Below are 22,593 nucleotides of genomic sequence, written 5' to 3'. Positions count from 1 at the left end.
GATGTTGGCATGGCAGCTGACAGTATCGCGCTCGACTCCGGCCTTGGCGGCGACGACGACGACTTCGACCCGGTCTTCGAACGCGACGATCCCGCTCTCCCCGAGGGACGCTACCTCGATCGTGAAGTGAGCTGGCTGGCATTCAACCAACGCGTGCTCGAACTCGCGGAAGACCCGACGGTTCCCGCGCTCGAACGCGCCAACTTCCTCGCGATCTTCGCGTCGAACCTCGACGAGTTCTTCATGGTGCGTGTCGCAGGGCTGAAACGCCGCGTGCTCACCGGTCTCGCCGTACCCACCAACGTCGGCCGTGCTCCCGCCGACGTTCTGAGCGACATCTCGCAGACCGCGCACGAACTCCAGGCGCGGCATGCCAGGGCGTGGTCCGAGCTGGTGAAACCCGACCTCACCGCAGCAGGGGTCAATGTCGTGACGTGGGATTCGCTGACCGACGATGACCATGAACGGTTGCGGGACTACTTCGGTCAGCAGATCTTCCCGGTTCTCATGCCTCTCGCCGTCGACCCGGCACATCCGTTCCCGTACATCTCCGGCCTGTCACTGAACCTCGCGGTCCGCGTCCGGAACTCGAAGACGGGCAGGCAGGAGTTCGCGCGCCTCAAGGTCCCGCAGATGCTCCCCCGTTTCGTGCCGGTCGACCCGACCGCGTCACTCGAGAACGTGCAGTACATCCCGCTCGAGGACCTCATCGCCAATCACCTCGGCGACCTGTTCCCCGGTATGGAGATCATCGAGCACCACGTCTTCCGCGTCACCCGCAACGAAGATGTCGAAATCGAAGAGGACGAGACCGAAAACCTCATTCAGGCCCTCGAGAAGGAGTTGTTGCGCCGCCGGTTCGGGCCGCCGATCCGTCTCGAGATCACCGAGGACATGGACGATGTGACCCTCGACCTGCTCGTTCGCGAACTCGACGTCACCGACCAGGAGGTCTACCGTCTCCCGGCACCGCTCGACCTCGGAGGCCTGTTCAGCCTGTCGGGGATCGACCGCCCCGATTTGCGCTACCCGCCACGCGTGCCGACGACGGTCATGCAGTTCCAGCCGGCAGAGCCGAACACCAAGGCAGACATCTTCGGTGCAATCGCACAGCAGGACGTTCTCGTTCATCACCCGTACGAGTCATTCGCAACGAGCGTGCAGGCGTTCCTCGAGCAGGCGGCCGCGGACCCCCAGGTGCTCGCGATCAAGCAGACCCTGTACCGCACCTCCGGCGACTCCCCCATCGTCGAGGCCCTCATCGATGCGGCCGAGGCGGGAAAACAGGTTCTCGCCCTCGTCGAGATCAAGGCGCGCTTCGACGAGCAGGCCAACATCACCTGGGCTCGCAAGCTGGAGAAGGCCGGAGTGCACGTCGTCTATGGCCTGGTCGGTCTCAAGACGCACTGCAAGCTCGCCCTCGTCATCCGCGAGGAAAAGGGAACACTGCAGCACTACAGCCACATCGGCACCGGCAACTACAACCCGAAGACGAGCCGGATCTACGAAGACCTCGGCCTGTTCACCGCGGACGCCCAGGTCGGCAAGGACCTCACCCGCCTGTTCAATGAGCTCTCCGGATACGCGATCGAGAAGAAGTTCAAACGGCTTCTCGTCGCCCCGCTGCACCTTCGGAAGGGCCTGCTCAAACACATCGACCAGGAACGACGGAACGCGGAGGCCGGCAAGCCGAGCGGCATCCGGATCAAGGTGAATTCGATCGTCGACGAAGCGATCATCGACGGGCTGTACCGGGCAAGCCAGGCCGGGGTCCCCGTCGACATCTGGGTTCGCGGCATCTGCAGCCTGAGGCCGGGCCAGCCCGGGATGAGCGAGAACATCCGGGTGAGGTCCATCCTCGGACGGTTCCTCGAGCACTCGCGCATCTTCTCATTCGTCAACGACGGCGACCCCCGCGTCTTCATCGGCAGCGCCGACATGATGCACCGCAACCTCGACCGCAGGGTCGAGGCACTTGTGCGGCTGACCGCTCCCGCCCACCTCAGCGAGATCGGTGCGTTGTTCGACGTCGCCATGGACGACAAGACGTCGACGTGGCACCTCGGCGCCGACGGAATCTGGGAGAGGCACTCGACAGACGAGTCCGGCGCCGCTCTCGTCGACCTGCAGGACCGCCTGATGCTCAAGTCCAGCCTTCGCCGCCGGCCGAGGACTCGACGGTGACGACGGCCGTGTTTGCCGCTGGCGCCGTGTGCTGGCGAAGGATCGACGGCAAGATTCACGTGCTCGTCATCCACCGCACGAAATATGCTGACGTCTCCCTGCCGAAGGGCAAGGTCGACCCCGGCGAATCACTCCCACAGACCGCTGTCCGTGAGATTCTCGAGGAGACCGGCCTGGCCGTGTCACTCGGTGTTCCGCTGGGGATCTCCCGGTATCCGCTGGCGTCCGGGCGGGAGAAGATCGTTCACTACTGGGCGGCCGAGGTCAGCGACGCCGCCATCCGTTCCTCCACATTCGTTCCCAACGAGGAGGTCGCCGCCCTGGAGTGGGTGACGCCGCGCAAGGCACGCAGCTATCTCAGCCACGCGCCCGACGTCGAGATCCTCTCGACCTTCACGGATCTGCTCGACGACGGCATTTCATCGACCTTCGCCATCATCGCTCTCCGCCACGGCAAAGCTCTCCCGGCATCGTCCTGGGCGGGACCGGATGCCACGCGCCCGCTGACGGCGCGCGGAGTCGAGCAGGCGTCGAGCATCGTCCCCACTTTGCAGGCGTTCGGCGTGAAGCGCATCGTCTCCAGCACCGCCGTTCGGTGCGTGACGACGGCGGCTCCGCTCGCCGCGGCATCCGGCCTGGATCTTCGCCGGACGGATCTCATCAGTCAGGACGCCCATGAACGCGGCGAAGCAGACGTGCGCAAGGTCGTCGGCAAACGCGTGCGGTCGGGAAAAACAGCGGTGTTGTGCAGCCACGGGCCGGTCCTGCCGGAAATTCTCCGGGAGATCGCCCTGGCAACGGGAAGCCTGAGCGGTTCCTACCTCTCCAGCGCCGCGGATCTACCGACCGGTGCGTTCAGCATCGTGCACCTGTCCGCGACGAACCCGAGCTCGGGAATCATCTCGATCGAGACGCACGAACCGCGCGCCTGACCGGCGCCGACGCCATCCGTTCCCCGTCGTTAACCTTCCGTTCACCATTGTGAGGGACTCTCGTAAGGCCGCGAGCCTAACGTTCCTCGTGGGCCTGCACCGGCCCGTCCCGGAATCACAATGAATGGACACAACACGTGAAGTTCTCGAAATTCGGCCGCGTCGCGGCCGTCGCAGCACTCGCCGCCCTCACCCTGACCTCGTGTGCCGCGAATGAGTCGGCAGCAACCGGATCGGAATCCACCGACAGCGAACTCACCGGCACCCTGGTGGGCGGCGGCGCCTCGTCACAGCAGTCGGCTCAGGAGGCCTGGGTTTCCGCATTCCAGAAGGCAAACCCCGATGTGACCGTCGAGTACGACCCCGCCGGATCCGGCGCAGGGCGCGACACCTTCATCGCCGGCGGCAGCTCGTTCGCGGGCTCGGACCGCGCGTTCAAGGATGAGGAAATCGCCGAGGACAACTTCGCCGCGTGCGTACCTGGCACGGGCCTCGTCGAGCTGCCCGCCTACATCTCCCCGATCGCCGTCGTCTTCAACCTCGACGGGATCGAGACACTCAACCTCGACCCCGCCACGGTCGCCGGTATCTTCGCCGGCACCATCACCACCTGGAACGACGAAGCCATCGTCTCGCAGAACCCGGACGCCGAGTTGCCTGACCAGGCGATCACCGCCGTTCACCGTGCCGACGACTCGGGCACCACCGAGAACTTCACCGAGTACCTGCACGCGACGGCTCCCGACGTGTGGACCAGCGAAGCCGACGGCGTCTGGCCTCTCGAAGGCGGAGAAGCCGCCTCGCAGACCTCAGGAGTCATCGACGCTGTGACCTCCGGCACCGGCACCATCGGTTACGCTGACGCCTCCCGCGCCGGTGACCTCGGCACCGTGGCGATCAAGGTCGGCGAAGAGTACGTTCCGTACTCCGCCAAGGCCGCAGCAGCCATCGTCGACGCTTCCCCCGCGGCGGAGGGTCGCAGCGAAGGCGACCTCGCTATCGAACTGGACCGCACGTCGACCGAAGCAGGGGTCTACCCCATCGTTCTCATCAGCTACCTCATCGGCTGCACCGAGTACGAAGACGCTGAAGCAGGCAAGCTCGTCAAGGAGTACTTCAGCTACATTGTGAGTGAAGAAGGCCAGCAGGCAAGCGCGGATGCCGCAGGCTCCGCACCGATCTCAGCGACCATCGCAGACAAGTCGAAGGCAGCCATCGAGCTCATCAAGTAACACCCAGGAGACTCCGGTTGCGCCCGTCAGGCGCAACCGGAGTCGCCACGGTTGCGGCACCTGCCGCAACTCCCCCATCCCCACAGGAGCACACCAGCAGATGTCGACGCCAGCGGTCGCCCAGGCGCCAAATGCCCACCCGAAGCCGGTCCAGCGGCTCGCCGACCGGGTATTCTCGGGCGCGGCACTCACCGCGGGAAGCCTGATCCTCGCCACCCTCGCCGCCGTCGCCGCGTTCCTGGTGATGCAGAGCATCCCCGCCGTCACCACAGACCCGAACGACATCTCGATCCTCTCCGGGCAGAACTTCTGGTCGTATGTCTGGCCCCTGGTCTTCGGCACCGTCTGGTCTGCCGCCATCGCCCTCGTCATGGCCGTCCCCGTCGCGATCGGCATCGCGCTCTTCATCTCGCACTACGCACCCCGGAGACTGGCGCAGGGTCTCGGCTACGTCATCGATCTTCTCGCCGCGGTGCCCTCCGTCGTCTTCGGGTTGTGGGGTGCCAACACTCTGGCGCCAGCGGTCCAGCCGTTCTACAGCTGGCTGACCGAGAACCTCGGCTGGTTCCCGCTGTTCTCCGGGCAGGCCTCAGGCACCGGCCGCACCATCCTCACGGCATCCGTCGTCCTGGCCGTCATGATCCTGCCGATCATCACCGCTCTGTGCCGCGAGATCTTCCTTCAGACCCCGGTCCTCCACGAGGAGGCCGCGCTCGCTCTCGGGGCAACCCGGTGGGAGATGATCCGCATCGCCGTTCTGCCGTTCGGTCGCGCCGGCATCATCTCGGCGGCCATGCTCGGCCTTGGCCGGGCGCTCGGCGAGACGATGGCTGTCGCCATGGTGCTCTCGTCGTCCGGTGCGATCACCGTCGCGCTGCTGACCTCCTCGAACCCGAGCACGATCGCCGCGAACATCGCGCTGAGCTTCCCCGAGGCATACGGCCTCAACGTCAACCTGCTCATCGCCACCGGCCTCATGCTCTTCGCGATCACTCTTGTCATCAACGCCCTCGCGCGGTACATCATCAGCCGCCGCAAAGAATTCTCCGGAGCGAACTAATGGCACAGACAACAGCAGCTCCCGCGGTGCGCCTGAGCTCCCCCACCCCTCCTCCCCGGGGCCAGATGTCGAACGTGTACGCGAGCGGTCGGCTCGGCCGCTGGGTTCCCTGGGCGATCCTCGGGGTATCCCTCATCATCAGCCTGGCCGTGTTCGCACTGTTCCAGGCCGCGTCTGGAGGCGACTTCAACGTCGCCGGCGCCATCGTTCTGACCGGTGTCCTCAACGGGATCCTCATCTATGTCACCGCTCTTCTCGTCGAGGGGATCCGCAAGGCGAAGGACCGTCTGGTCACGACTCTCGTCTCGAGCGCGTTCATCATCGCGCTCGCACCGCTGATCTCCCTCTTCATCACGGTTCTGTCGAGGGGAACTGAACGTTTCGATCTTCAGTTGTTCTCTGAGTCGATGCGGAACGTCGTCGGCCAGGGTGGTGGAGTTCTTCACGCGATCGTCGGAACCCTCATCATGACCGGGATCGCCACCGTCATCTCGGTGCCGGTCGGACTGCTCACCTCGATCTACCTGGTCGAATACGGTCGCGGCGCCCTCGCCAGGGCGATCACGTTCTTCGTCGACGTCATGACCGGCATCCCCTCGATCGTCGCCGGCCTGTTCGCCTACGCGCTGTTCAGCCTCGTCTTCGGTCCCGGCGTCAGGCTCGGGGTGGCGGGCGCCGTCGCGCTCAGTGTGCTGATGATCCCCGTCGTCGTCCGCTCGAGCGAAGAGATGCTGCGGCTCGTTCCCAACGAACTGCGCGAAGCGGCGTTCGCCCTCGGTGTTCCCAAGTGGCTGACAATTCTCAAGGTTGTGCTTCCCACGTCACTCGCCGGGATTACGACCGGTGTGATGCTCGCGATCGCCCGTGTCATCGGTGAGACCGCTCCGCTCCTCGTCGCTGCCGGCTTCACCCAGAACATGAACTACAACCCGTTCGAGGGTCGGATGCAGAGCCTGCCTGTCTTCGTCTACAGCTCGTACGTCAGCCAGGGAACCGACGCCCAGGCGTATCTCGACCGGGCGTGGGCAGCGGCCCTCGCCCTCATCCTCATCGTGATGGCGCTCAACCTCATCGCCCGGATCGTCGCCAGGCTCTTCTCGCCCAAACTGGGCCGCTAGCTCCAAAGGAAAAAATGTCCAAGCGCATCGAAGTCAAAGATCTCAACGTCTACTACAGCAAGTTCCTTGCCGTCGAGGATGTCTCGCTCACCATCGAGCCACGCAGCGTCACCGCGTTCATCGGCCCATCAGGGTGTGGCAAGTCCACATTCCTCCGCACGCTGAACCGCATGCACGAGGTCATCCCCGGTGCCAGGGTCGAGGGCGAAGTGCTCATCGACGGTGACAACCTCTACGGTGCCGGTGTCGACCCGGTCCTCGTTCGCCGCAACATCGGCATGGTGTTCCAGCGGCCCAACCCGTTCCCGACGATGTCGATCCGCGAGAACGTGCTCGCCGGTGTCACGCTCAACAACCGCCGGATCTCGAAGTCGGCCGCTGACGATCTCGCCGAGAAGTCGCTCCGGGGCGCAAACCTCTGGAACGAGGTCAAGGATCGCCTCGACAAGCCGGGTTCCAGCCTCTCCGGCGGCCAGCAGCAGCGCCTCTGTATCGCGAGGGCGATCGCCGTCTCACCGGACATCCTGTTGATGGATGAGCCATGTTCGGCGCTTGACCCGATCTCCACCCTCGCGATCGAGGACCTCATCGAGGAGCTCAAGAGCGAGTACACGATCGTCATCGTGACTCACAACATGCAGCAGGCGTCACGGGTGTCCGACCGCACGGCGTTCTTCAACATCGCCGGTACCGGCAAGCCGGGCAAGCTCATCGAGTACAACGACACGGACACCATCTTCACCCAGCCCACCGTGCAGGCGACGGAGGACTACGTTTCGGGCCGCTTCGGATAACATTCGCTGGCCGGTCCGCGGGCCGGACAGCAAGAAGCAGGAGGAACTCTCGTTCCTCCTGCTTTTGTCGTGGAGGCGCTAAGCCGTTGGGATCACAAGAAGCGGATCGGTCGTCGGCTGTTCAGAACCGCCAGCCGGTTCGACGGTCACACCGACGGCGTCGCCCTCGCCCATCGTTCCGTCGAGGACACGCCAGCTGTCGCCTGATCCGGTGGTGTTGAAGGTCCCGGCCGAGATCGGGCCGTCGTCGCGGATGTACCAGAGCTCGTAGGTCTGCTCTTCGGTGAGCGAAGCGAGACCGTCGACCAGGAGTACGGACTGGCCGAGCCGCCCGGACCAGACGAGGGTGGCGACAACCTGCTCGCCGTCGTTGATGTTCGTAAGCTTGACCGTCTCACGCTGGGCGTCCGGCTGGGCATTGATCTGCGCGAGCTGCAGCGCCTGGGGCAGACCGTTGCCGTTGTTCAACGCCGTCGTGATGCCATTGACTCCGAGCAGGGTCACGACGAGGGCGACGGCGGCGACCGCAGCGGCGAGCGGCTGGGTGTACCAGCGCCTGCTCGCCTTGCGCTGCGCCTTGGTCGACGTCGGCATCGATGCCTTGGTGGTCGGAGTTCTATCCGGTGCGCTCGATGGGACGGCCATCGGTCGCACGGGTTGTTCCTGCTGCCCGCGATTCGAGGCGAGAGCGGCGCGAGGCGTGGCTGGTGCCTCGCCGACGGCATCCGACTTCTGTGCGTCATCACGGGGAAGCTGAGGGGTCGATGCGATCGCCGCGAGCACGCTGGCACGCAGAGCTGCCGACGGCTGAACGGGCGGCGTGTCGAGGGCGAGAGCGGCTGCCGTGTTTTCGAGGCTGTCCGCCTCGAGGCGTGCTTCTCGGGATGTCGCCAGGTAGCGCTCGTATTCGGCGCGATCCTCGGAGCTCAACGCGTTGAGGGCGTACGCTCCGGCGAGTTCGGACGGGTTTCGGTTCTCGGTCATGATGCCACCCCCATTTCGTCTCGTAGTTTCATCATCCCGTCGCGCAGACGGGTTTTCACGGTTCCGAGGGGAACGGAGAGAATCTCCGCGACCTCACTTTGACTGTATCCGCCGTAGTAGGCCAGTGACACAGCTTGTCGCTGAATTTCGGTCAGGGCCGTCATTGCCCGGCTGACTCGTTCGTGTTCGATCGAGATCTCCGCCGACTCGGCGACCTGGTCGAAAGCATCGGGGAAATCGCGGATGCCGATTTTCACGTCACGGTCGCGGCCAGCCTGTGAGGCGCGAACCCTGTCGATTGCCCGGCGGTGGGCGATGGTCATGATCCAGGAGGACGCTGCTCCCCTGCCAGACTCAAACCGTGTCGCGTTTTGCCAGATCTCGAGAAAAACTTCCTGCGCGACTTCTTCGGACTGGGCGTGATCGACGAGGACCCTGCGGATCAGTCCGAGAACCCGGGGAGCTACGGTGTCATACAGCGACGCGAACGCCTGCTGGCTGCCGGCGGCAATCTGCCCGAGCAGGGAATCAAGGTCGCCGGGAGCCACGACGTTGCTCTCGGTACCTGGTGCGTTTTCCACGAGAACTAGCATGTCAGGTTCACCGCCATTCGGGTGACGCCGCTCGGGCGGGCGACGGATGTGATACCGTCGCCCGCCCGAGAACGAAGGATGTTACTGGATTTCCTGGTCCTCAGCGATGGCGCCGGCGATGGCGGTTGCCGTCATCGGCATGTGGCCCGCAGCGTCCTTGAGGAGGGTGTAGTACTCGGGGTCACCGGCGATGTCGGCGTCGATCGCTGCGATCAGCGTCGTCGCGTGCATCTTCAGTTCCTCTTCCACGGCGTCAGCCGGGAGGGTCGGGACAACCGAGTTCAGCAGTTCGCCGAAGGTGGCAGCGTACTCGGTCAGGCTCGCCACTGCGGCGTCCGACTTCGCCTGGTCACCGGTGGCTTCGCCGAGCGTGTAGTCGACGAAGAAGCCGATGTGCTCACGCCATGACTCGAGGAAGGGCTCCTCGGCATCCGGGTAGACCGATCCGACGGACGCGGCGATGTCGACGGAGTTCGCGTCGAGCGCGGCAACGGCTCCGGCGGTCTTGGCCTCGGTCAGGTCTCCACCGGCGGCGAGCGCTGCGTGGATGGCTGCACCGGCGAGGTACACGTGGTCGCTGAACTGCGCGGTGAGTGTTGCGCGGAGGCCTGCACCGTCGCTGTTGACCGTGTCCACCATCTCAGTGCTGGACGACGCAGAGCTGTCGTCTGTGGACATGGATTCGTTCGCAGCTCCCATGCTGCAGCCGGAGAGAAGCAGGGCTGCGGCGAGTGCTGCGCCGACGAGGGGTGTTGCCTTTTTCATGAGGATTCTCCTTGGAAGGTGCCCGGGTGAGGGCGGATGTGACAGGGGTTGGTACGATCACCGACGTCGGCGATCATCCTTCGTCAACGACCACGGTGGCGTTCATGCCGGAGTGGATGTCGCAGAAGTATGGGTAGGTCCCGGCGGTGTCGAAGGTGAACGAGAACGTTCCACCTTTCTCGCCGAGCTCTTCGTCGAAGAGACCATCAGCGGCGTCGCTTCCGCGAAGCCCGGTGGTCTCGTCGACATCGGAGAAGGTGCCGCTCGTGATCGTGTGCGTGATCGACTCTCCGTTGAACCAGGTGACCGTTTCTCCGACCGAAACCGTGATGGTTTCCGGCATGAAGTTCAGGGACACCAGGGTGACGTCGCCCTCGGCAGGCTCTTCAGAGCTCGCCGACGGGCTGGACCCTGCAGTGACGGGGTCGCCGGATGCGCAGCCGGTAAGGCCGAACATCCCCAACGACAACACGAGCGCCGCCGGGAGGGCGAGCCGTGTTCGATACCGAATCTGTGAGGTCATGCAAACGATTCGGCGCCGAGCCGCACATGGTTTGCCCGGGATTGCCGGTCACAGCCAACTGCCAGACTTCGCCGTCGGGGTTCCCGTCCGAGAAAGCCAGCGTGCCCGCGGGCGGGAGGGAGGCGGCGGCGCACGTCAGCACAGTCGCTGGTCGACGCGTGAGAAGAAGATGCGTTAAAAGAAAAGGACCGGGCCGCAAAACGCCTCTCGGCGGAAGGCCGCTCGCAGCGGCAAAAATTGGAGCCCGGGGTTATGCGGCCCGGCCTGATCAAGTGTAACAACCCGCACTCGGTAATGTTCCCTGTTCTCGGGTCGCGAACACGCTTGACTCGAGGGGCAGGTCAGCGGGTATCGTGCGTCAACCGTGCGGTGCGTAGATGCTGAGCCCATCCTCGACGATCCGTAACGTCGACAGGTAGCCGCCCCGTGGCATCCCGCGGTCCCTGACGGAGAGTTCGACTTCTCCATCGTGGGCGAAGCTGGGGGCCTCCCCGTCGCGAGGAGAGACGGCGACATCGAGTTCGGGAGCCGTGAACGACTCGACCGCGGACGTCACCGGCAGGAGGCGCCGCACGAGCGCACTGGTTCTCCGGCCGAACGACAGCGACGCGACGGCGTGAAGGCGACTTCGAGCGTGAAGAATCCGGATGTCGAGGAGCCCGTCGTCGAGACGGCGGCGCTGCAACGGGGCCGGGATGACCGCGTGATTGCGGTTGATCCCGACGAAGATCGACCACGCACGGATCGTCCGGCCGTCGACGACGACCTCGACCGGCTCGCTTCTCCGCAACACCCGGATTGCCGCGAGGATCCCGGCGATCCATTTGCCGAAGGTGCCCTGATGCTTTTCCCGCTCGGCGACGAAGTCCGGATAGATGCCGATGGATGCCGCGTTGAGCACCGTTTCCGGTCCGTCCGCGCCGAGGCGGAGCTCACCCACATCGACCAGGAGCCCTTCACCCGCCTCGAGCGCGGCAATCGCGTCGTCGACCGATTCGATTCCCGCCGTTCGCGCGAAGTGGTTGAAGGTCCCGCCGGGCACGACCAGTAGCGGCAGGGCCTCCGTGCGGGCGACCTGAGCGACTGCCGACACGGTTCCGTCGCCGCCGCACACGCCGATGACGCGGGGCGGGTCCTCCCCCTCGAGTGCATCGGACAGGATTGTGGCGACGTCGTCATTCTCGGTGAGGAGGTGGATGCGGGCGGCAGGGAGACGGTCCCGGAGGACGGGAAGGGGATCCTGGCGCGCAACGACGGCAGCACCGGAGCCGGGGTTCACGAGAAGAAATACCCCTTCGCCGTCTGCCGACGCGGGGAGCACGAGCGCAGTACCGCCTTCGCGAGGTTTCCGGCGAGGTGGAAGCGGCAGCAGCAGCTTTCCCAGCAGGGCGACACCGCCTCCGATCGCGATTCCGCCGAGGACGTCCGAGAGCCAGTGCGCGCCGGTGTGCAGCCGGGAGTACGCCACTGCCCCCGCGACCGGAGCGCTGACGGCGCCGATCGATGGGAACTCCAGCGCCACCCCGGTCGCGAACGCTGCCGCGCTGGCGGAGTGGCCGGACGGGAACGACCCCGATTCCGGATGCCTGGCCAGCCTGCGTCCAACGGGTATGTCCTTGAGGATGGGCCTGTCACCGCCGAAGAGTCGTTTGCCGACAAGATTCGCGATGCCACTCGCGACGGTGAGTGATGCCACACCGCGAAGCGCTGCCCGATGACGGGTGAGGATCAGCAGCACCGCCGCCGCGGTAAACCAGAGCACGCTGCGATCCGCCGAGTGTGACAACCGGACGAAGCCGCGATCGATCAGCGGATGCGTGCGGCGCGCGTTGATCCGGCGCCCGACGGCCGCGTCCATTCTCCGAACCCAGGCGGGCAGGACGCCGACGAGCCGTATGGGATGTGCCGCACCGCTCGGGCTCATGCCCCCACAGTAGCCAGCACCGGGTTCCGGCGGGAAGGGTCAGTCGAGTGACTCGTGCCGCCAGAGCTTGGCGCAGCTGCCGAGCTCATGCGCGAGGGTTGAGAGCCGGAGCGCGCGGGTGGTGAGATCCGCCGATCGTGCCGGCTCGGCGGCATCCGAATCGTCTGCGACGCTCGCCGAACCGGCGGCCGACACCCGGCAGAACGCAGCGGCCCGCTCGAGTGCGACGGCGAAGTCCCCCTCGAAGACCCCGCGCAGGATGCGATCGGCGAGGGTCCGGATCTCGTCGGGCCCGGTCGGCATGGATGCGCCGGCGACGACGGGATCGATCGTGCCGATCACTTCGCTGCCGCGCTGGAACAGGTAACTGGACTCGTGCGGGTCCTCCCGGATCATCAGACGCAGCAGGTAGATCCGCCAGAGCGCGCCGGGCAGGCTCCGTGCCGTCGCCCGCGACCAGAGCTCGGCGATGGTGTCGATGCCGTTTTCGTCGGTGTATGCGATGAGCCGGTCGACGACATCCGGGTCCGGGTCGTGTCGTACCCGCGCGAGCAGCGCGAGCGCCGTCTCGTGGGCGATCCGGCTCGACTCGGCCGGGTCGATCCCGCCCTGGAAGGATTCGAAAATCTTGCCGGGGAACTTGGTGGGCTTGTGGAACTCTTCAGCCATGGCTCTCCCCTCTCGCGTACGCAACGGTTAACGGTACTCCGCGCCCGGCGACGGTGTGTGGTCACATCGTCCAGCGGGAACCGGTAGATTAAGTGTGTTGGGGCCTCTAGCTCAGTTGGTAGAGCATCGGACTTTTAATCCGCGGGTCGCCGGTTCGAGCCCGGCGGGGCCCACCCTCCGCAGTTCCCGTGCGTCCAGGGCGCCCCTCGTTCAGCTCTCGAGAGTGGTGCTCCGGCTGAGTTCCTCCCACGCGTCGAGTTCAGCACGCTGGGCGTCCTCCACCTCGCGGAAGCCGTCGACGGCGTCGTTCCCGAGCAGGAGCAGCCCGGGCGTCGCGGGCGAGTCCACCGCCGCGAGAATCGCCGTTGCCGCCTTCGCCGGGTCACCCGGTTGCGTGCCGTGCACGGTGTCGGCTTCCTTGCGGCGTTTGCCTGCCGTGTCGGCGTAATCCGCGATGGGATCGGCCGACTGTGTCAGGGAACGGCCGGCGAAGTCGGTGCGGAACCCGCCGGGCTCCACCGCCATGACCGCGATCCCCAGCGGCTCGAGTTCTTTCCGGAGCGACGCGCTCATCCCCTCGAGCGCCGCCTTCGACGCCGCGTAGTACCCGGAACCGGGAGGGGAGATCCGCGCTCCGATGGACGAGATGTTGACGATCGCGCCGGAGCGGCGTGCCCGCATCCCCGGGAGGACCTCTTTGATCAGCGCCACCGGCCCGAAGAAGTTCGTCGCGAACAGTCGCTGGACGTCACCGTCGTCACCCTCTTCCACGGCCGCTCGGTAGCCGTAACCCGCATTGTTCACGAGCACGTCGATCGACCCGAACCGTTCCTCCGCCTCCCGCACGGCCGAGGTGACCTGCGTCGCATCCGTCACATCGAGGGGCAGGGCGAGAGCGGAATCGGGGTACGCATCGGCCAGATTCTGGATGCTGCGAAGGTCACGGGCGGTGATGGCGGCCCCGTCGCCTCGCGCGAGGACCGCCTCGGCGAGCGCGCGACCGAGGCCGGTGGAACATCCGGTGAGAAACCAGGTGGTCATGGGCGGATTCCCTTCGATGTGGGGGTTGCGATGTGTCCCGAACCCTAGCGCACCGGCATCCGGAGGATCATCGCTCTTGCGCCCCTGGCCCGATCCGTGGGACGGGTCGATCGAGAACACGAACTCGAGCGGCACGTCGAAGAATTTCGCGATCCGGAGCGCGAGGTCAAGGCTCGGGTTGTATTCGCCGCGTTCGAGGTACCCCACTGTCTGGTAGTGGACGCCGAGAGCTGAGAGAAAGTGCGAGAGACGTGCGCAGGTACGAGGAACGGATGCCCCAGACGGCGTTCAGGGGACGCAAAACGTCGCTAAAACGGCTGGGAACAGCAGTTTGCGTCCCGTGAAGAGTGCTGGGGGCGCGAATGTCAGCGAGCCGCCGGGCGAGGTCCTCTAGCGCTTGGCGAGGACGTGCGCGGGGATGCCGAAGGACAGGCTGATCGAGATGATGCCGGCGAAGAAGATGATGGCCTGAAGGCTTTCGACCGTGAACGCGAAATAGAACAGGAAGATGCCGGCCAGGAACAGCGCGAAGGAGAGGACGAAAGCCATGCGGCCAGTCTAGCGAAGTTCCGGCGATGTCCGGTCCGCGATTGCTGCGGCGATTACTGGAAGTCCCTCGACCGGGTTCGCGCGCTGAGCGGGAGCGGCTCGAGCCGATCGGCGATGACGTTGACGATGCCCTCGGGGGAACGTTCGAGGATGCCGCGCACGATCATCGCGGGCGCCTCCCTCGCTGTCCTCCGGTAGCGCCCCCACACGCCGACGCTGCAGATCACGTTCACGAGCCCCGTCTCATCCTCGAGGTTCACGAAGGTGATCCCACTTACCGTCGCCGGCCGCTGCCGGTGGGTGACGACCCCACCCACTTCGATCCGCCGCCCCGACTCGCAGGTTTTCAGATCGGCGGCGCTCTTCACCCCGCGTTCGGCAAGCGCCGGGCGGACATAGCGGATCGGGTGGTCGTCCGGCGTGACCCCGGTCGACCACAGGTCGTTGATCACCTGCTCCTCCCCGGTGAGCATCGCGAACAACGGCGGTTGCACGGTCAAATGGCTGCCCTGCAACTGGTCTGGGCGCTCCTGTGATGCCTGCTCGGCGTCCCACAGGGCTCCCCGCCTCGACAGACCCAGCGTGTCGAAAGCCCCCGCCGCCGCCAGCGCTTCGAGCTGGGCGGAGTTGAGTCCGACCCGGCGGGCGAGGTCACGCATGTCGCGGTACGCACCGCCGCGTTCCCGCTCGGCGACGATCTGCTCCGCCTTGCGCACCCCGATCGAGGACACAGCGGCGAGACCGAGCCGCACCGCATAGTGACCGTCGCGCCGGTGGTCGGCCGGGTCGAACGGAGCAGAGAGGTCGAACGCTTCCACCTCCGGTTGGTGCGGGTCGAGACACGCGTCCGGTCCCGTGGGCGTCGATTCGCCCGCCGTTCCGTCCACCGGAGCGCCGTCGAGAAGTTCGAGCCCCGCCTCGACACCCGAGAGCTGGATGTCAGGGCGCCGTGTCTCGACGCCGTGCCGCGTGGCATCCGCGACGAGGGATTGCGGCGAATAGAACCCCATCGGCTGTGCACGGAGCAGAGAGGCGAGGAACGCTGCCGGGTAGTGCAGTCGCATCCACGCGCTCGCGTAGACGAGCAGGGCGAAGCTGATGGAGTGGCTCTCGGCGAACCCGAAGTTCGCGAACGCCTGGATCTTCAGATAGATGGTGTCTGCATCCTCGCCGGTGATGCCGTTGGCGGCCATGCCCTCGTAGAGCTTGGTCTTGAGAGACTCGATCTTCTCCTGCCCGCGTTTGGATCCCATCGCCCGGCGGAGCAGATCGGCGTCCTCTCCGGTGCAGCCGCCGACGACCATCGCCATCTGCATGAGCTGTTCCTGGAACAACGGAACACCGAGGGTGCGCTTGAGCACGGGTTCGAGGTCAGGGTGCAGGTAGGTGACCTCTTCTCCCCCGGTGCGCCTGCGGATGTACGGGTGCACCGCACCGCCCTGGATCGGACCAGGCCTCACCATCGCGATCTGGATCACGAGGTCGTAGAAACGGCGGGGCTGGAGCCTCGGCAGCATACCCATCTGTGCCCTGCTCTCAACCTGGAACACCCCCACGGTGTCTGCGCGGCAGAGCTGGTCGTAGACCCCCTGCTCCTCCTTCGGCATGGACTGCAGATCCCACCGTTCACCGCAGTGCTCGGCAGCGAGGTCGAACGAATACTGCAGGGCGGCGAGCATGCCGAGCCCGAGCAGGTCGAACTTGACGAGACCCATCCAGGCGCAGTCATCCTTGTCCCACTGCAGCACCGTCCTGCCGTCCATCCGGGCATGCTCGATCGGGCATACTTCGCCGACGGGCCGGTCGGTGAGGACCATCCCGCCGGAGTGAATCCCGAGATGGCGCGGGAAGGTCAACACCTGCTGGGCGAGATCGACCACCGGTTCAGGGATGTCGTGGTCCTCGCTCGAGGTCACCGAACCCCAGCGTTCCACTTGCTTCGACCACGCGTCCTGCTGCCCGGGGCTGTGCCCGAGCGCCTTGGCCATGTCGCGCACCGCGAACTTGGGCCGATACGTGATGACGTTCGCCACCTGCGCGGCGTTGAACCGGCCATACCTCTCATAGACGTGCTGAATGACTTCTTCGCGCCGGTCGGAGTCGAAGTCGACGTCGATGTCCGGCTCCTCGTCGCGCATGCTCGACAGGAAGCGCTCGAACGGCAGTCCGTAGGCGATCGAATCGACGGCGGTGATGTCGAGCAGGTAGCAGACGGCCGAGTTCGCGGCTGAGCCGCGACCCTGGCAGAGGATGCCGCGGCTGCGGGCGAACTGCACGATCTCGTGCACGATGAGGAAATACCCGGGGAAGTCCTTCTGCTCGATCACGTCGAGTTCACGGGAAATCCGATCGGTGACGGAGGCGTCCGCCCCCGGATAGCGCCGTGCAGCGCCCTGCCAGGTCAGTTCACGCAGCCACGTCATCGGCGTGTGCCCCTCCGGTACCTCCTGGAGCGGAAGACCCGGTTTGACGCTCCGCAACCGGAACGCGAGCTCATCGGCGATCTCAACGGTGCGCTCGACGGCACCCGGATACCGCGCGAACCGGCGAGCCATCTCCGCCCCACTGCGCAGATGGGCGGAACCGGATGCCGGCAGCCAGCCGTCGAGATCGTCGAGACTGCGGCGGGCGCGGACTGCGGCGAGCGCCGACGCGAGCGGATGCTGCGCCGGCGTCGCGTAATGAGCCCCCGTCGTTGCGACGACAGGCAACCCCAGTTCAACGGCCAGATCGGCAAGGGTGTCGTTCGCTGTCGAATCCCCGGGGTTGCCGTGGTCGTACAGTTCGACCACCACGTTGTCGTGCCCGAACAGCCGCACGAGTTCCTCGAGTTCGCGCCGTGCCCCGGCCGCGCCGTCGTGAACGAGAGCTTGACGGACGGCGCCCTTGCGGCATCCGCTCAACACCAGCCAAGTGCCGTCGGCAGCGGAGGCGAGGTCGACGATGTCGTAACGGGGCTTGCCCTTCTCGGCGCCGTGCGCGAGTTGCGCGGCGGTGATCGCTCCGGCGAGCCGGTGGTACCCCTCCTCGCGCCTGGCGAGCACGACGAGGTGGGTGCCCTCAGGGTCGGGTTCACCGTTTTGCGGTTTGCTGAGCCCGAGCGAGAGCTCGGCACCGAAGATCGTGCGAAGCCCTGGGTGCGCCTCGGCCGCTTCGGCCAGCCGGACGATGCCGTACAACCCGTCGTGGTCGGTGAGGGCGAGCCCGTCGAGACCGAGCCTCGCTGCCTCCTCGACGAGTTTCTCGGGCGAGGACGCACCGTCGAGAAAACTGAAGTTGGAGTGGGCGTGCAGTTCGACATAGGGCACGACCTCGTCTGCCTGCGGCGAGTCCTGAGGTTCGGGAACGTATGCCGATCGTTTGCGTGACCAGGCCGGGCTGTCCCCGCCGTCGGCTCCCGGGGGCGGCGAGCCGGGGCGGCTGGCGTCCGAGAGCGCGCGTTCGAACTCGGACCAGGGCACCGGCGGGTTATGCCAGCCCATGAGCCGGTCCTTCCAGGCATCCGGCGATGTCAGTCATAGCGGGCCTCCGCCCACCAGCCCGAGTCATCGAGCACGAGCAGCCACGCTCCCCCTGCGTCGTCGACGAACTGGAACCGGTTCAGCCGCGTGCCTCCCGACTCCCACCAGCGTTCGGTCACCGGCCATGGCCCCGCCCACGCTGCGACCGGGCCGGGTTTCCTGCCCGGCGGCGTGAACTGTACCGGAACATCCGACAGTTCTCCCCTGTCGTCGACGACGACCTCCCTGCCCCCTGCAGCGGCAACGGCGACGCGCTGGCGCTCAGGGAACACGGTGGCAGGTGGAGGGCCGGGAAGCCTGCCCGGCCACGGAAGTTCGCGAGACGCGCGAACGGATGCCTCCCCGCCCGGTGGCAGGTCGCCCCACGGCACGAGAACGCGGCGGCTCGACGGCTGCCTGCCGCCGGAAATGCGCGCGGTGAGTACGCCGGTGTGACCGACCATGCTCTGCACGCGGGACAGGCCGGAGTGGATGTGTTCATCGGTCGCTCCCCCGTACAACCCGGCTTCGTGGCTGCCAGCCGGGTCGACGCTCTCGGGTTCGACGCGGAGCTTCGAGATCGCACTGTTCAGACCGCTCTCGGCGAGCCCCGCTCCCTGCACCTGCCAGCGCACCCGGTCGAGCACATCGCCGGCAGTGAACCAGCGGGGGTGCAGCCAGGTGCGGGACCTGGACTCTCCGCTCTCGGTCGACACCTCGATCCGGATTGCTGTCGCAACGAGCGATGATGACTGCAACCGCGCGACGAACTCCTCGGCCGCGGTGCGGAAGGCGAACGCGATCTGGTCGACACGGTCGAGGGCAGGCTCGAATTCGAGGACGCTCGAGTGATCGGCGGGAGGTACCCGGGCATCGACGTCGCTCGGGTCGAATCCTGAGGCCAGACGGTGCGCGAGCACGCCGTCTGGCCCGAACCGGTCACGCACCTGCATCGGCTCGAGGGCGGCGAAATTCCCGAGGGTGGCGATACCGAGCCGGCGAAGCAGCGTGGCCAGGTCGGGCCGGTCGAGCAATTCGACGGGAAACGGAGCGAGGAACTCGGGCGAGCGCCCGGCGGGAACGATGCGGATGGCATCCGCCGGGGACGACGACCGGAGCTTCGCGGCCTGCCCGGCAGCAAAGGGACCATCGGCGATCCCGACCTGCGCACGCACCCCCAGCCCGGCGAGAGTGTCGAGCAGCGCCTCGGCCGCCTGCTGTTCTCCGCCGTAGTACCGGCTGGGCCCACGCGCCCGCATGACGCACGTGCCGGGGCGGGAGAGCTGCACCCCCGGAACGATCTGCTCCACGGCGGCGATGACCGGTTCGAATGCACGGTGGTCGAGCACCGGGTCGTACGGCAGCGCGACGAGGTCGGTACACCGTGGTGACTGCGCTTCACGGACCCGGAGGCCGCGACGAACGCCGTCGGCGCGGGCGGTGACCGAGCAGGCGAAGACCTCGCCCCGGTCGATCAGTGCGATGGGGGTGTCCGAAGTGAGCCCGTGCTCAGCGGCAACGGCGTTGGTCGGCCAGTCAGGGCACCAGAGCAGGAGGGTACGAACCGGACCGGTCATGAGACGGCCGCCTCGCGACGACGATCGGGCAGGGCGACGGGGACCCCGGCGAGTCCGGCCGGGCGGATCGCCTGCTCGCTGTCCGGGAGCCACAACTGTTTGCGCCGCGGCTTGCCGGTGAGCGTCCGCCCCGTCACCGACACCGTGACCCGGCGGGCGGCGAGATAGCCGTGGCCGTCACCGAGTCCCATCCAGCGGTCGTCGGATACCCGCAACGTCGCCTCGCTTTGCGGCCAGTCGCCGAGAGCGACGAGCGTCGACCCCCTCTGGCGCAACCGGGACGCGAGCCTCGCCACCTCGGCAGCGCTGAGGGATGCCGGTGGCCGGGCGAGCACGACGGTCACGACGTCGGCGAGCGCGGCGGTGACCTGGAGCCACTGTTCCCCCGGCTGCGGCACGAGCACGAGCCGGTCGAGGTCGACACCGGCAGCGGCTGCCGCTTCGACACCGAGCGCAGGCAGCCCGACGACACCGCACCAGTGCCCTGCCGCACTCGGACCCGCCAGCAGGGCGAGGGCGAGGCTCGTCGACTCCTGGACGGAGTAAGCGGCACCGGCGCGGAGCACCCCTCCCGGCAGAAGCTCGGCGACCCCGGGTGATGTCGGTAGCCCGTGCGAATCTATCCGGGTACGTTGCATCCCCCGGATGCGATCCTGCAGTTCAGCAACCTGGCTCGCGGCCGATGCGACAGGCGCATCCGCGAAACCTCTGGCGGAAGCAACGGACAGGGACATGCGTTAATAGTCGAACACATGTTCGATAAAGTCAATCGGGCTGAGCACCCCGGGAGAGTCGCGAAAAAGAGCTCCCCGCCGCTCCCGAAACGGCATCCGGCCGCGCCCATGCGATACTGAAAAACCCCACCGCGAACCGGCAGAGATGCCCTGAAAGCAGCCGCATGTCCGAGAGGACTCCCGCCCAGGAGCCGACCCCAGCCCCCGCTCGCATCGACTGGATCGAGAACTCGACTCCCCGCTCCGCCCTCTGGCGTTCCGAGAGCGGCTGGCCTGCGCCCACCCGCGTCGTTCCCGGCGACGACACCATGACGGCCGCGGTGGCGCTGCGTCTGGCCTCCGCCGGAACAGCGATTCTCTGGACGGACGACTTCCAGAACGCCAAACAGCTGCTCGGCGCGATGGGCAGGCGACTCACCGGTTCCCGCGCGCCCCGGAACGACACCATGCGCGCAGCCTTCGCCCGCTCCCGCGAGGATGCACTGAGGCGGGCGGCGATCCTCGGGATGCTTCTCGTCCCGATCGACGCGGAAGGCACCATCCCCCTCCGCCGGTCCCCCGACATCCGTTCGGCGACAATCCATGCCTGGGGCGTGAGCACCGACGCATCCGTCGTCTCACTGCGTGAACTGCTCGGCGTTCTCGGCGCTGAGGAGTGGCGGACCACCGGCGTCGACGTCCCTGCCCTCGGGGCACGCATCCACCCGCACTACGGAGTGTTCGCTCCTGTCCGCGGCGAGTACCTCGACCTCGTCGCCACCACCCCTCTTCCGGCGGATGCCGTCACCGCGTTCGACATCGGAACCGGTACCGGCGTGCTGTCCGCGATTCTCGCCCGCCGGGGCATCCGCTCGATCACCGCGACGGATCTCGACCCCCGTGCTCTCGCCTGCGCCAGGGAGAACCTCGACCGGCTCGGGTTCGCCGACGCCGCTGCCATGATCAAGGCGGACCTGTTCCCCGACGGCCGCGCCGATCTCATCGTCTGCAATCCACCGTGGATCCCAGCCACCCCGAAGGTCTCGACCGACTATGCGGTCTACGACGAGGACGGGAGGATGCTCGCTGGCTTCCTCTCGGGCCTGGCCGACCACCTCACGCCAGGCGGCGAGGGCTGGCTCGTGATCTCCGACATCGCCGAACGACTCGGGCTGCGGTCGCGGGGTGACCTGCTCGACGCCATCGACGACGCCGGCCTCACGGTGATCGCCCGGATGGACACCCGCCCGACACACACGCGGGCGGCTGACCGCTCCGATCCGCTGCACGCGGCGCGATCGGCCGAGGTCACGTCGCTGTGGCGGCTCGGCGCCGCCTGAATCGGGCGCTGTCGACGTTGCTCGGGCGGTACTGGTCGAACCGACGCGCGCAATCCAGCCGTTATCGACCGAGCACGCTCCGCTGGAGGCTCAGGCCGGCGTGAAACCGTCTGCGCGCACGCCCCAGCTGGCCTCCCAGGTCGCACCGGGAGCGAGCCACCGCAGGCCCGTGCCCGAGTTGAGAGCATCCGCCGGTGCCGTCATCGGTTCGATCGCCACCGCTTTCGACTGGCCAGGGTACAGCTCGGTGGTGAAGACCTGCCAGTAGGCAAAATTGTCGTCGCCCCACACGGTGACACGTCGCCCGTCCGGCGCCGCTATCGAATGCTCGGAGATCCCGTCGTGCATCACCGCTCCACCGAACCCGGTGTCGAGCTCGAGGTCGCCGAGCCTCACTCCCCCGCGGAGATCGTAGCGACCATCGACAGGGACCTCCCCGATCGGCAGTGAGCGATCGTCGGACTCGAAGCGGGTCGTGACGTTCACCCGCACCGTGAGCTCCTCGGGGGCGACGTCGCCGATGGTGAAGAAAGGGTGAGCGCCGATCGCGACGGGCGCCGCGGCATCCGACCCGTTGGTGATCGTGTGGGTGACCTCGATGCCCGTATCGACGAGCCGGTACGTGACGGCGGTGTCGAGAAGGAAGGGGTACCCGGTCTGCGGAAACACCGTCGCTTCGAGCCGCAGCGTCGAGCCGGTGCTGGCGCCGACCGAGTACGGACTGAACCGCAGCAGACCGTGGCTGGCGTTGTTCTTCGCCGGCTCGGTGAGGGCGAGTTGCTGCTGGCTGCCGTCGAGCATCCAGCGCCCGTCGCGGACGCGGTTCGGCCAGGGCACGAGGATCATCCCGCTGCCGAGTGGCCGCGGGCGGCTCTCGTCGTACGGCGGCATGATGTCGACTCCATGCACCCTCAACCGACGGATGCCTGCGGCCACCTGCGTGATCGTTGCCTCGACGGTCCCGCCGGACGACGTCTCCCGTCGAAGGTCGAATTGCTCACCGGTGGCGAAGGTCATGTCGGGCTCCTCGAGACGTTTTCCTCCCGAGCGTAGCCTTTTCACCCGACGCAAGCGACGGCTATCGTTACGCGCCCT

The 22,593-nt window shown here is 66.7% G+C and carries 18 protein-coding genes, 1 tRNA gene and 1 pseudogene; 8 read left to right on the top strand and 12 right to left on the bottom strand.

Going from position 1 to position 22,593, the window contains the following annotated elements; translation table 11 throughout:
* Positions 1 to 9 precede the first annotated feature (9 nt).
* The 6 genes from D9V29_RS06635 to pstB all read left to right on the top strand — a co-directional run bounded on the left by D9V29_RS06635 (position 10) and on the right by pstB (position 7,320).
* Entirely contained in the window at positions 10 to 2,184 is a 2,175-nt protein-coding gene (locus D9V29_RS06635) for an RNA degradosome polyphosphate kinase (RefSeq protein ID WP_121672546.1), read from the top strand.
* On the top strand, positions 2,181 to 3,116 hold the full coding sequence (locus D9V29_RS06630) for an NUDIX hydrolase (protein WP_121672545.1): 936 nt from the start codon (positions 2,181 to 2,183) through the stop codon (positions 3,114 to 3,116). The genes D9V29_RS06635 and D9V29_RS06630 overlap by 4 nt, the downstream gene beginning before the upstream one ends.
* A 137-nt stretch (positions 3,117 to 3,253) precedes the next feature.
* Positions 3,254 to 4,348, top strand: coding sequence for a phosphate ABC transporter substrate-binding protein PstS (locus tag D9V29_RS06625; protein ID WP_121672544.1), 1,095 nt, complete (start codon positions 3,254 to 3,256; stop codon positions 4,346 to 4,348).
* Positions 4,349 to 4,448: 100 nt separating this feature from the next.
* Positions 4,449 to 5,408, top strand: a complete 960-nt coding sequence (gene pstC, locus D9V29_RS06620; RefSeq protein ID WP_121672543.1) for a phosphate ABC transporter permease subunit PstC — start codon at positions 4,449 to 4,451, stop codon at positions 5,406 to 5,408.
* Positions 5,408 to 6,526 (top strand): phosphate ABC transporter permease PstA, encoded by a 1,119-nt coding sequence (gene pstA, locus D9V29_RS06615; RefSeq protein ID WP_121672542.1) that lies wholly within the window; start codon positions 5,408 to 5,410, stop codon positions 6,524 to 6,526. The genes pstC and pstA overlap by 1 nt, the downstream gene beginning before the upstream one ends.
* 14 nt (positions 6,527 to 6,540) lie before the next feature.
* A complete protein-coding gene (pstB, locus tag D9V29_RS06610) occupies positions 6,541 to 7,320 on the top strand; it encodes a phosphate ABC transporter ATP-binding protein PstB (RefSeq protein WP_121672541.1) in 780 nt (259 codons plus the stop codon).
* A 78-nt stretch (positions 7,321 to 7,398) separates the two neighbouring features.
* Here pstB and D9V29_RS06605 read toward each other — a convergent pair whose 3' ends face one another.
* The 6 genes from D9V29_RS06605 to D9V29_RS06580 form a co-directional block, all read right to left on the bottom strand.
* On the bottom strand, positions 7,399 to 8,304 hold the full coding sequence (locus D9V29_RS06605; protein ID WP_121672540.1) for an anti-sigma factor: 906 nt from the start codon (positions 8,302 to 8,304) through the stop codon (positions 7,399 to 7,401).
* Positions 8,301 to 8,897: a sigma-70 family RNA polymerase sigma factor gene (locus tag D9V29_RS06600; RefSeq protein WP_121672539.1), complete on the bottom strand. Its 597-nt coding sequence runs from the start codon at positions 8,895 to 8,897 to the stop codon at positions 8,301 to 8,303. The genes D9V29_RS06605 and D9V29_RS06600 overlap by 4 nt, the downstream gene beginning before the upstream one ends.
* An 81-nt stretch (positions 8,898 to 8,978) precedes the next feature.
* Positions 8,979 to 9,662: a hypothetical protein gene (locus D9V29_RS06595; protein ID WP_121672538.1), complete on the bottom strand. Its 684-nt coding sequence runs from the start codon at positions 9,660 to 9,662 to the stop codon at positions 8,979 to 8,981.
* A 73-nt stretch (positions 9,663 to 9,735) separates the two neighbouring features.
* Complete coding sequence (locus D9V29_RS06590; RefSeq protein ID WP_121672537.1) at positions 9,736 to 10,185, bottom strand: cupredoxin domain-containing protein; 450 nt, start codon at positions 10,183 to 10,185, stop codon at positions 9,736 to 9,738.
* Between the two features lie 358 nt (positions 10,186 to 10,543).
* Complete coding sequence (locus D9V29_RS06585) at positions 10,544 to 12,109, bottom strand: bifunctional phosphatase PAP2/diacylglycerol kinase family protein (protein ID WP_229790493.1); 1,566 nt, start codon at positions 12,107 to 12,109, stop codon at positions 10,544 to 10,546.
* A gap of 39 nt (positions 12,110 to 12,148) precedes the next feature.
* Complete coding sequence (locus D9V29_RS06580) at positions 12,149 to 12,778, bottom strand: DNA-directed RNA polymerase subunit beta (protein WP_121672536.1); 630 nt, start codon at positions 12,776 to 12,778, stop codon at positions 12,149 to 12,151.
* Positions 12,779 to 12,878: 100 nt separating this feature from the next.
* On the opposite strand from D9V29_RS06580, the gene D9V29_RS06575 reads away from it, so the two are divergent.
* Positions 12,879 to 12,951 (top strand) — tRNA-Lys (locus D9V29_RS06575).
* Positions 12,952 to 12,988: 37 nt separating this feature from the next.
* Here D9V29_RS06575 and D9V29_RS06570 read toward each other — a convergent pair.
* From D9V29_RS06570 to imuA', 5 genes and pseudogenes are all read right to left on the bottom strand, one after another.
* Positions 12,989 to 14,038, bottom strand: a pseudogene (locus tag D9V29_RS06570) (oxidoreductase); the annotation flags it as partial.
* Between the two features lie 171 nt (positions 14,039 to 14,209).
* Entirely contained in the window at positions 14,210 to 14,368 is a 159-nt protein-coding gene (locus D9V29_RS14890) for a hypothetical protein (protein WP_183084934.1), read from the bottom strand.
* Positions 14,369 to 14,421: 53 nt separating this feature from the next.
* Positions 14,422 to 17,850, bottom strand: coding sequence for an error-prone DNA polymerase (locus D9V29_RS06565; protein ID WP_121672534.1), 3,429 nt, complete (start codon positions 17,848 to 17,850; stop codon positions 14,422 to 14,424).
* A gap of 29 nt (positions 17,851 to 17,879) precedes the next feature.
* Positions 17,880 to 19,445, bottom strand: coding sequence for a DNA polymerase Y family protein (locus D9V29_RS06560; protein WP_121672533.1), 1,566 nt, complete (start codon positions 19,443 to 19,445; stop codon positions 17,880 to 17,882).
* Positions 19,442 to 20,179, bottom strand: a complete 738-nt coding sequence (gene imuA', locus D9V29_RS06555; protein ID WP_121672532.1) for a DnaE2-dependent mutagenesis accessory factor ImuA' — start codon at positions 20,177 to 20,179, stop codon at positions 19,442 to 19,444. Before imuA' ends, D9V29_RS06560 begins: the two co-directional genes overlap by 4 nt.
* A 164-nt stretch (positions 20,180 to 20,343) precedes the next feature.
* On the opposite strand from imuA', the gene D9V29_RS06550 reads away from it, so the two are divergent.
* The gene (locus D9V29_RS06550; RefSeq protein WP_121672531.1) at positions 20,344 to 21,498 is read left to right on the top strand and encodes a methyltransferase; all 1,155 of its coding nucleotides are present in this window, start codon (positions 20,344 to 20,346) and stop codon (positions 21,496 to 21,498) included.
* A gap of 90 nt (positions 21,499 to 21,588) precedes the next feature.
* Here D9V29_RS06550 and D9V29_RS06545 read toward each other — a convergent pair whose 3' ends face one another.
* Positions 21,589 to 22,515, bottom strand: a complete 927-nt coding sequence (locus tag D9V29_RS06545) for an aldose 1-epimerase family protein (RefSeq protein WP_121672530.1) — start codon at positions 22,513 to 22,515, stop codon at positions 21,589 to 21,591.
* Positions 22,516 to 22,593: the final 78 nt, after the last annotated feature.

Origin of the sequence: Mycetocola manganoxydans (genome assembly GCF_003667545.1) — a bacterium.
Classification (GTDB): Bacteria; Actinomycetota; Actinomycetes; order Actinomycetales; family Microbacteriaceae; genus Mycetocola_A; species Mycetocola_A manganoxydans.
Note: the sequence above shows the minus strand (reverse complement) of the source record. Positions and strands in the feature narration are given on the sequence as shown.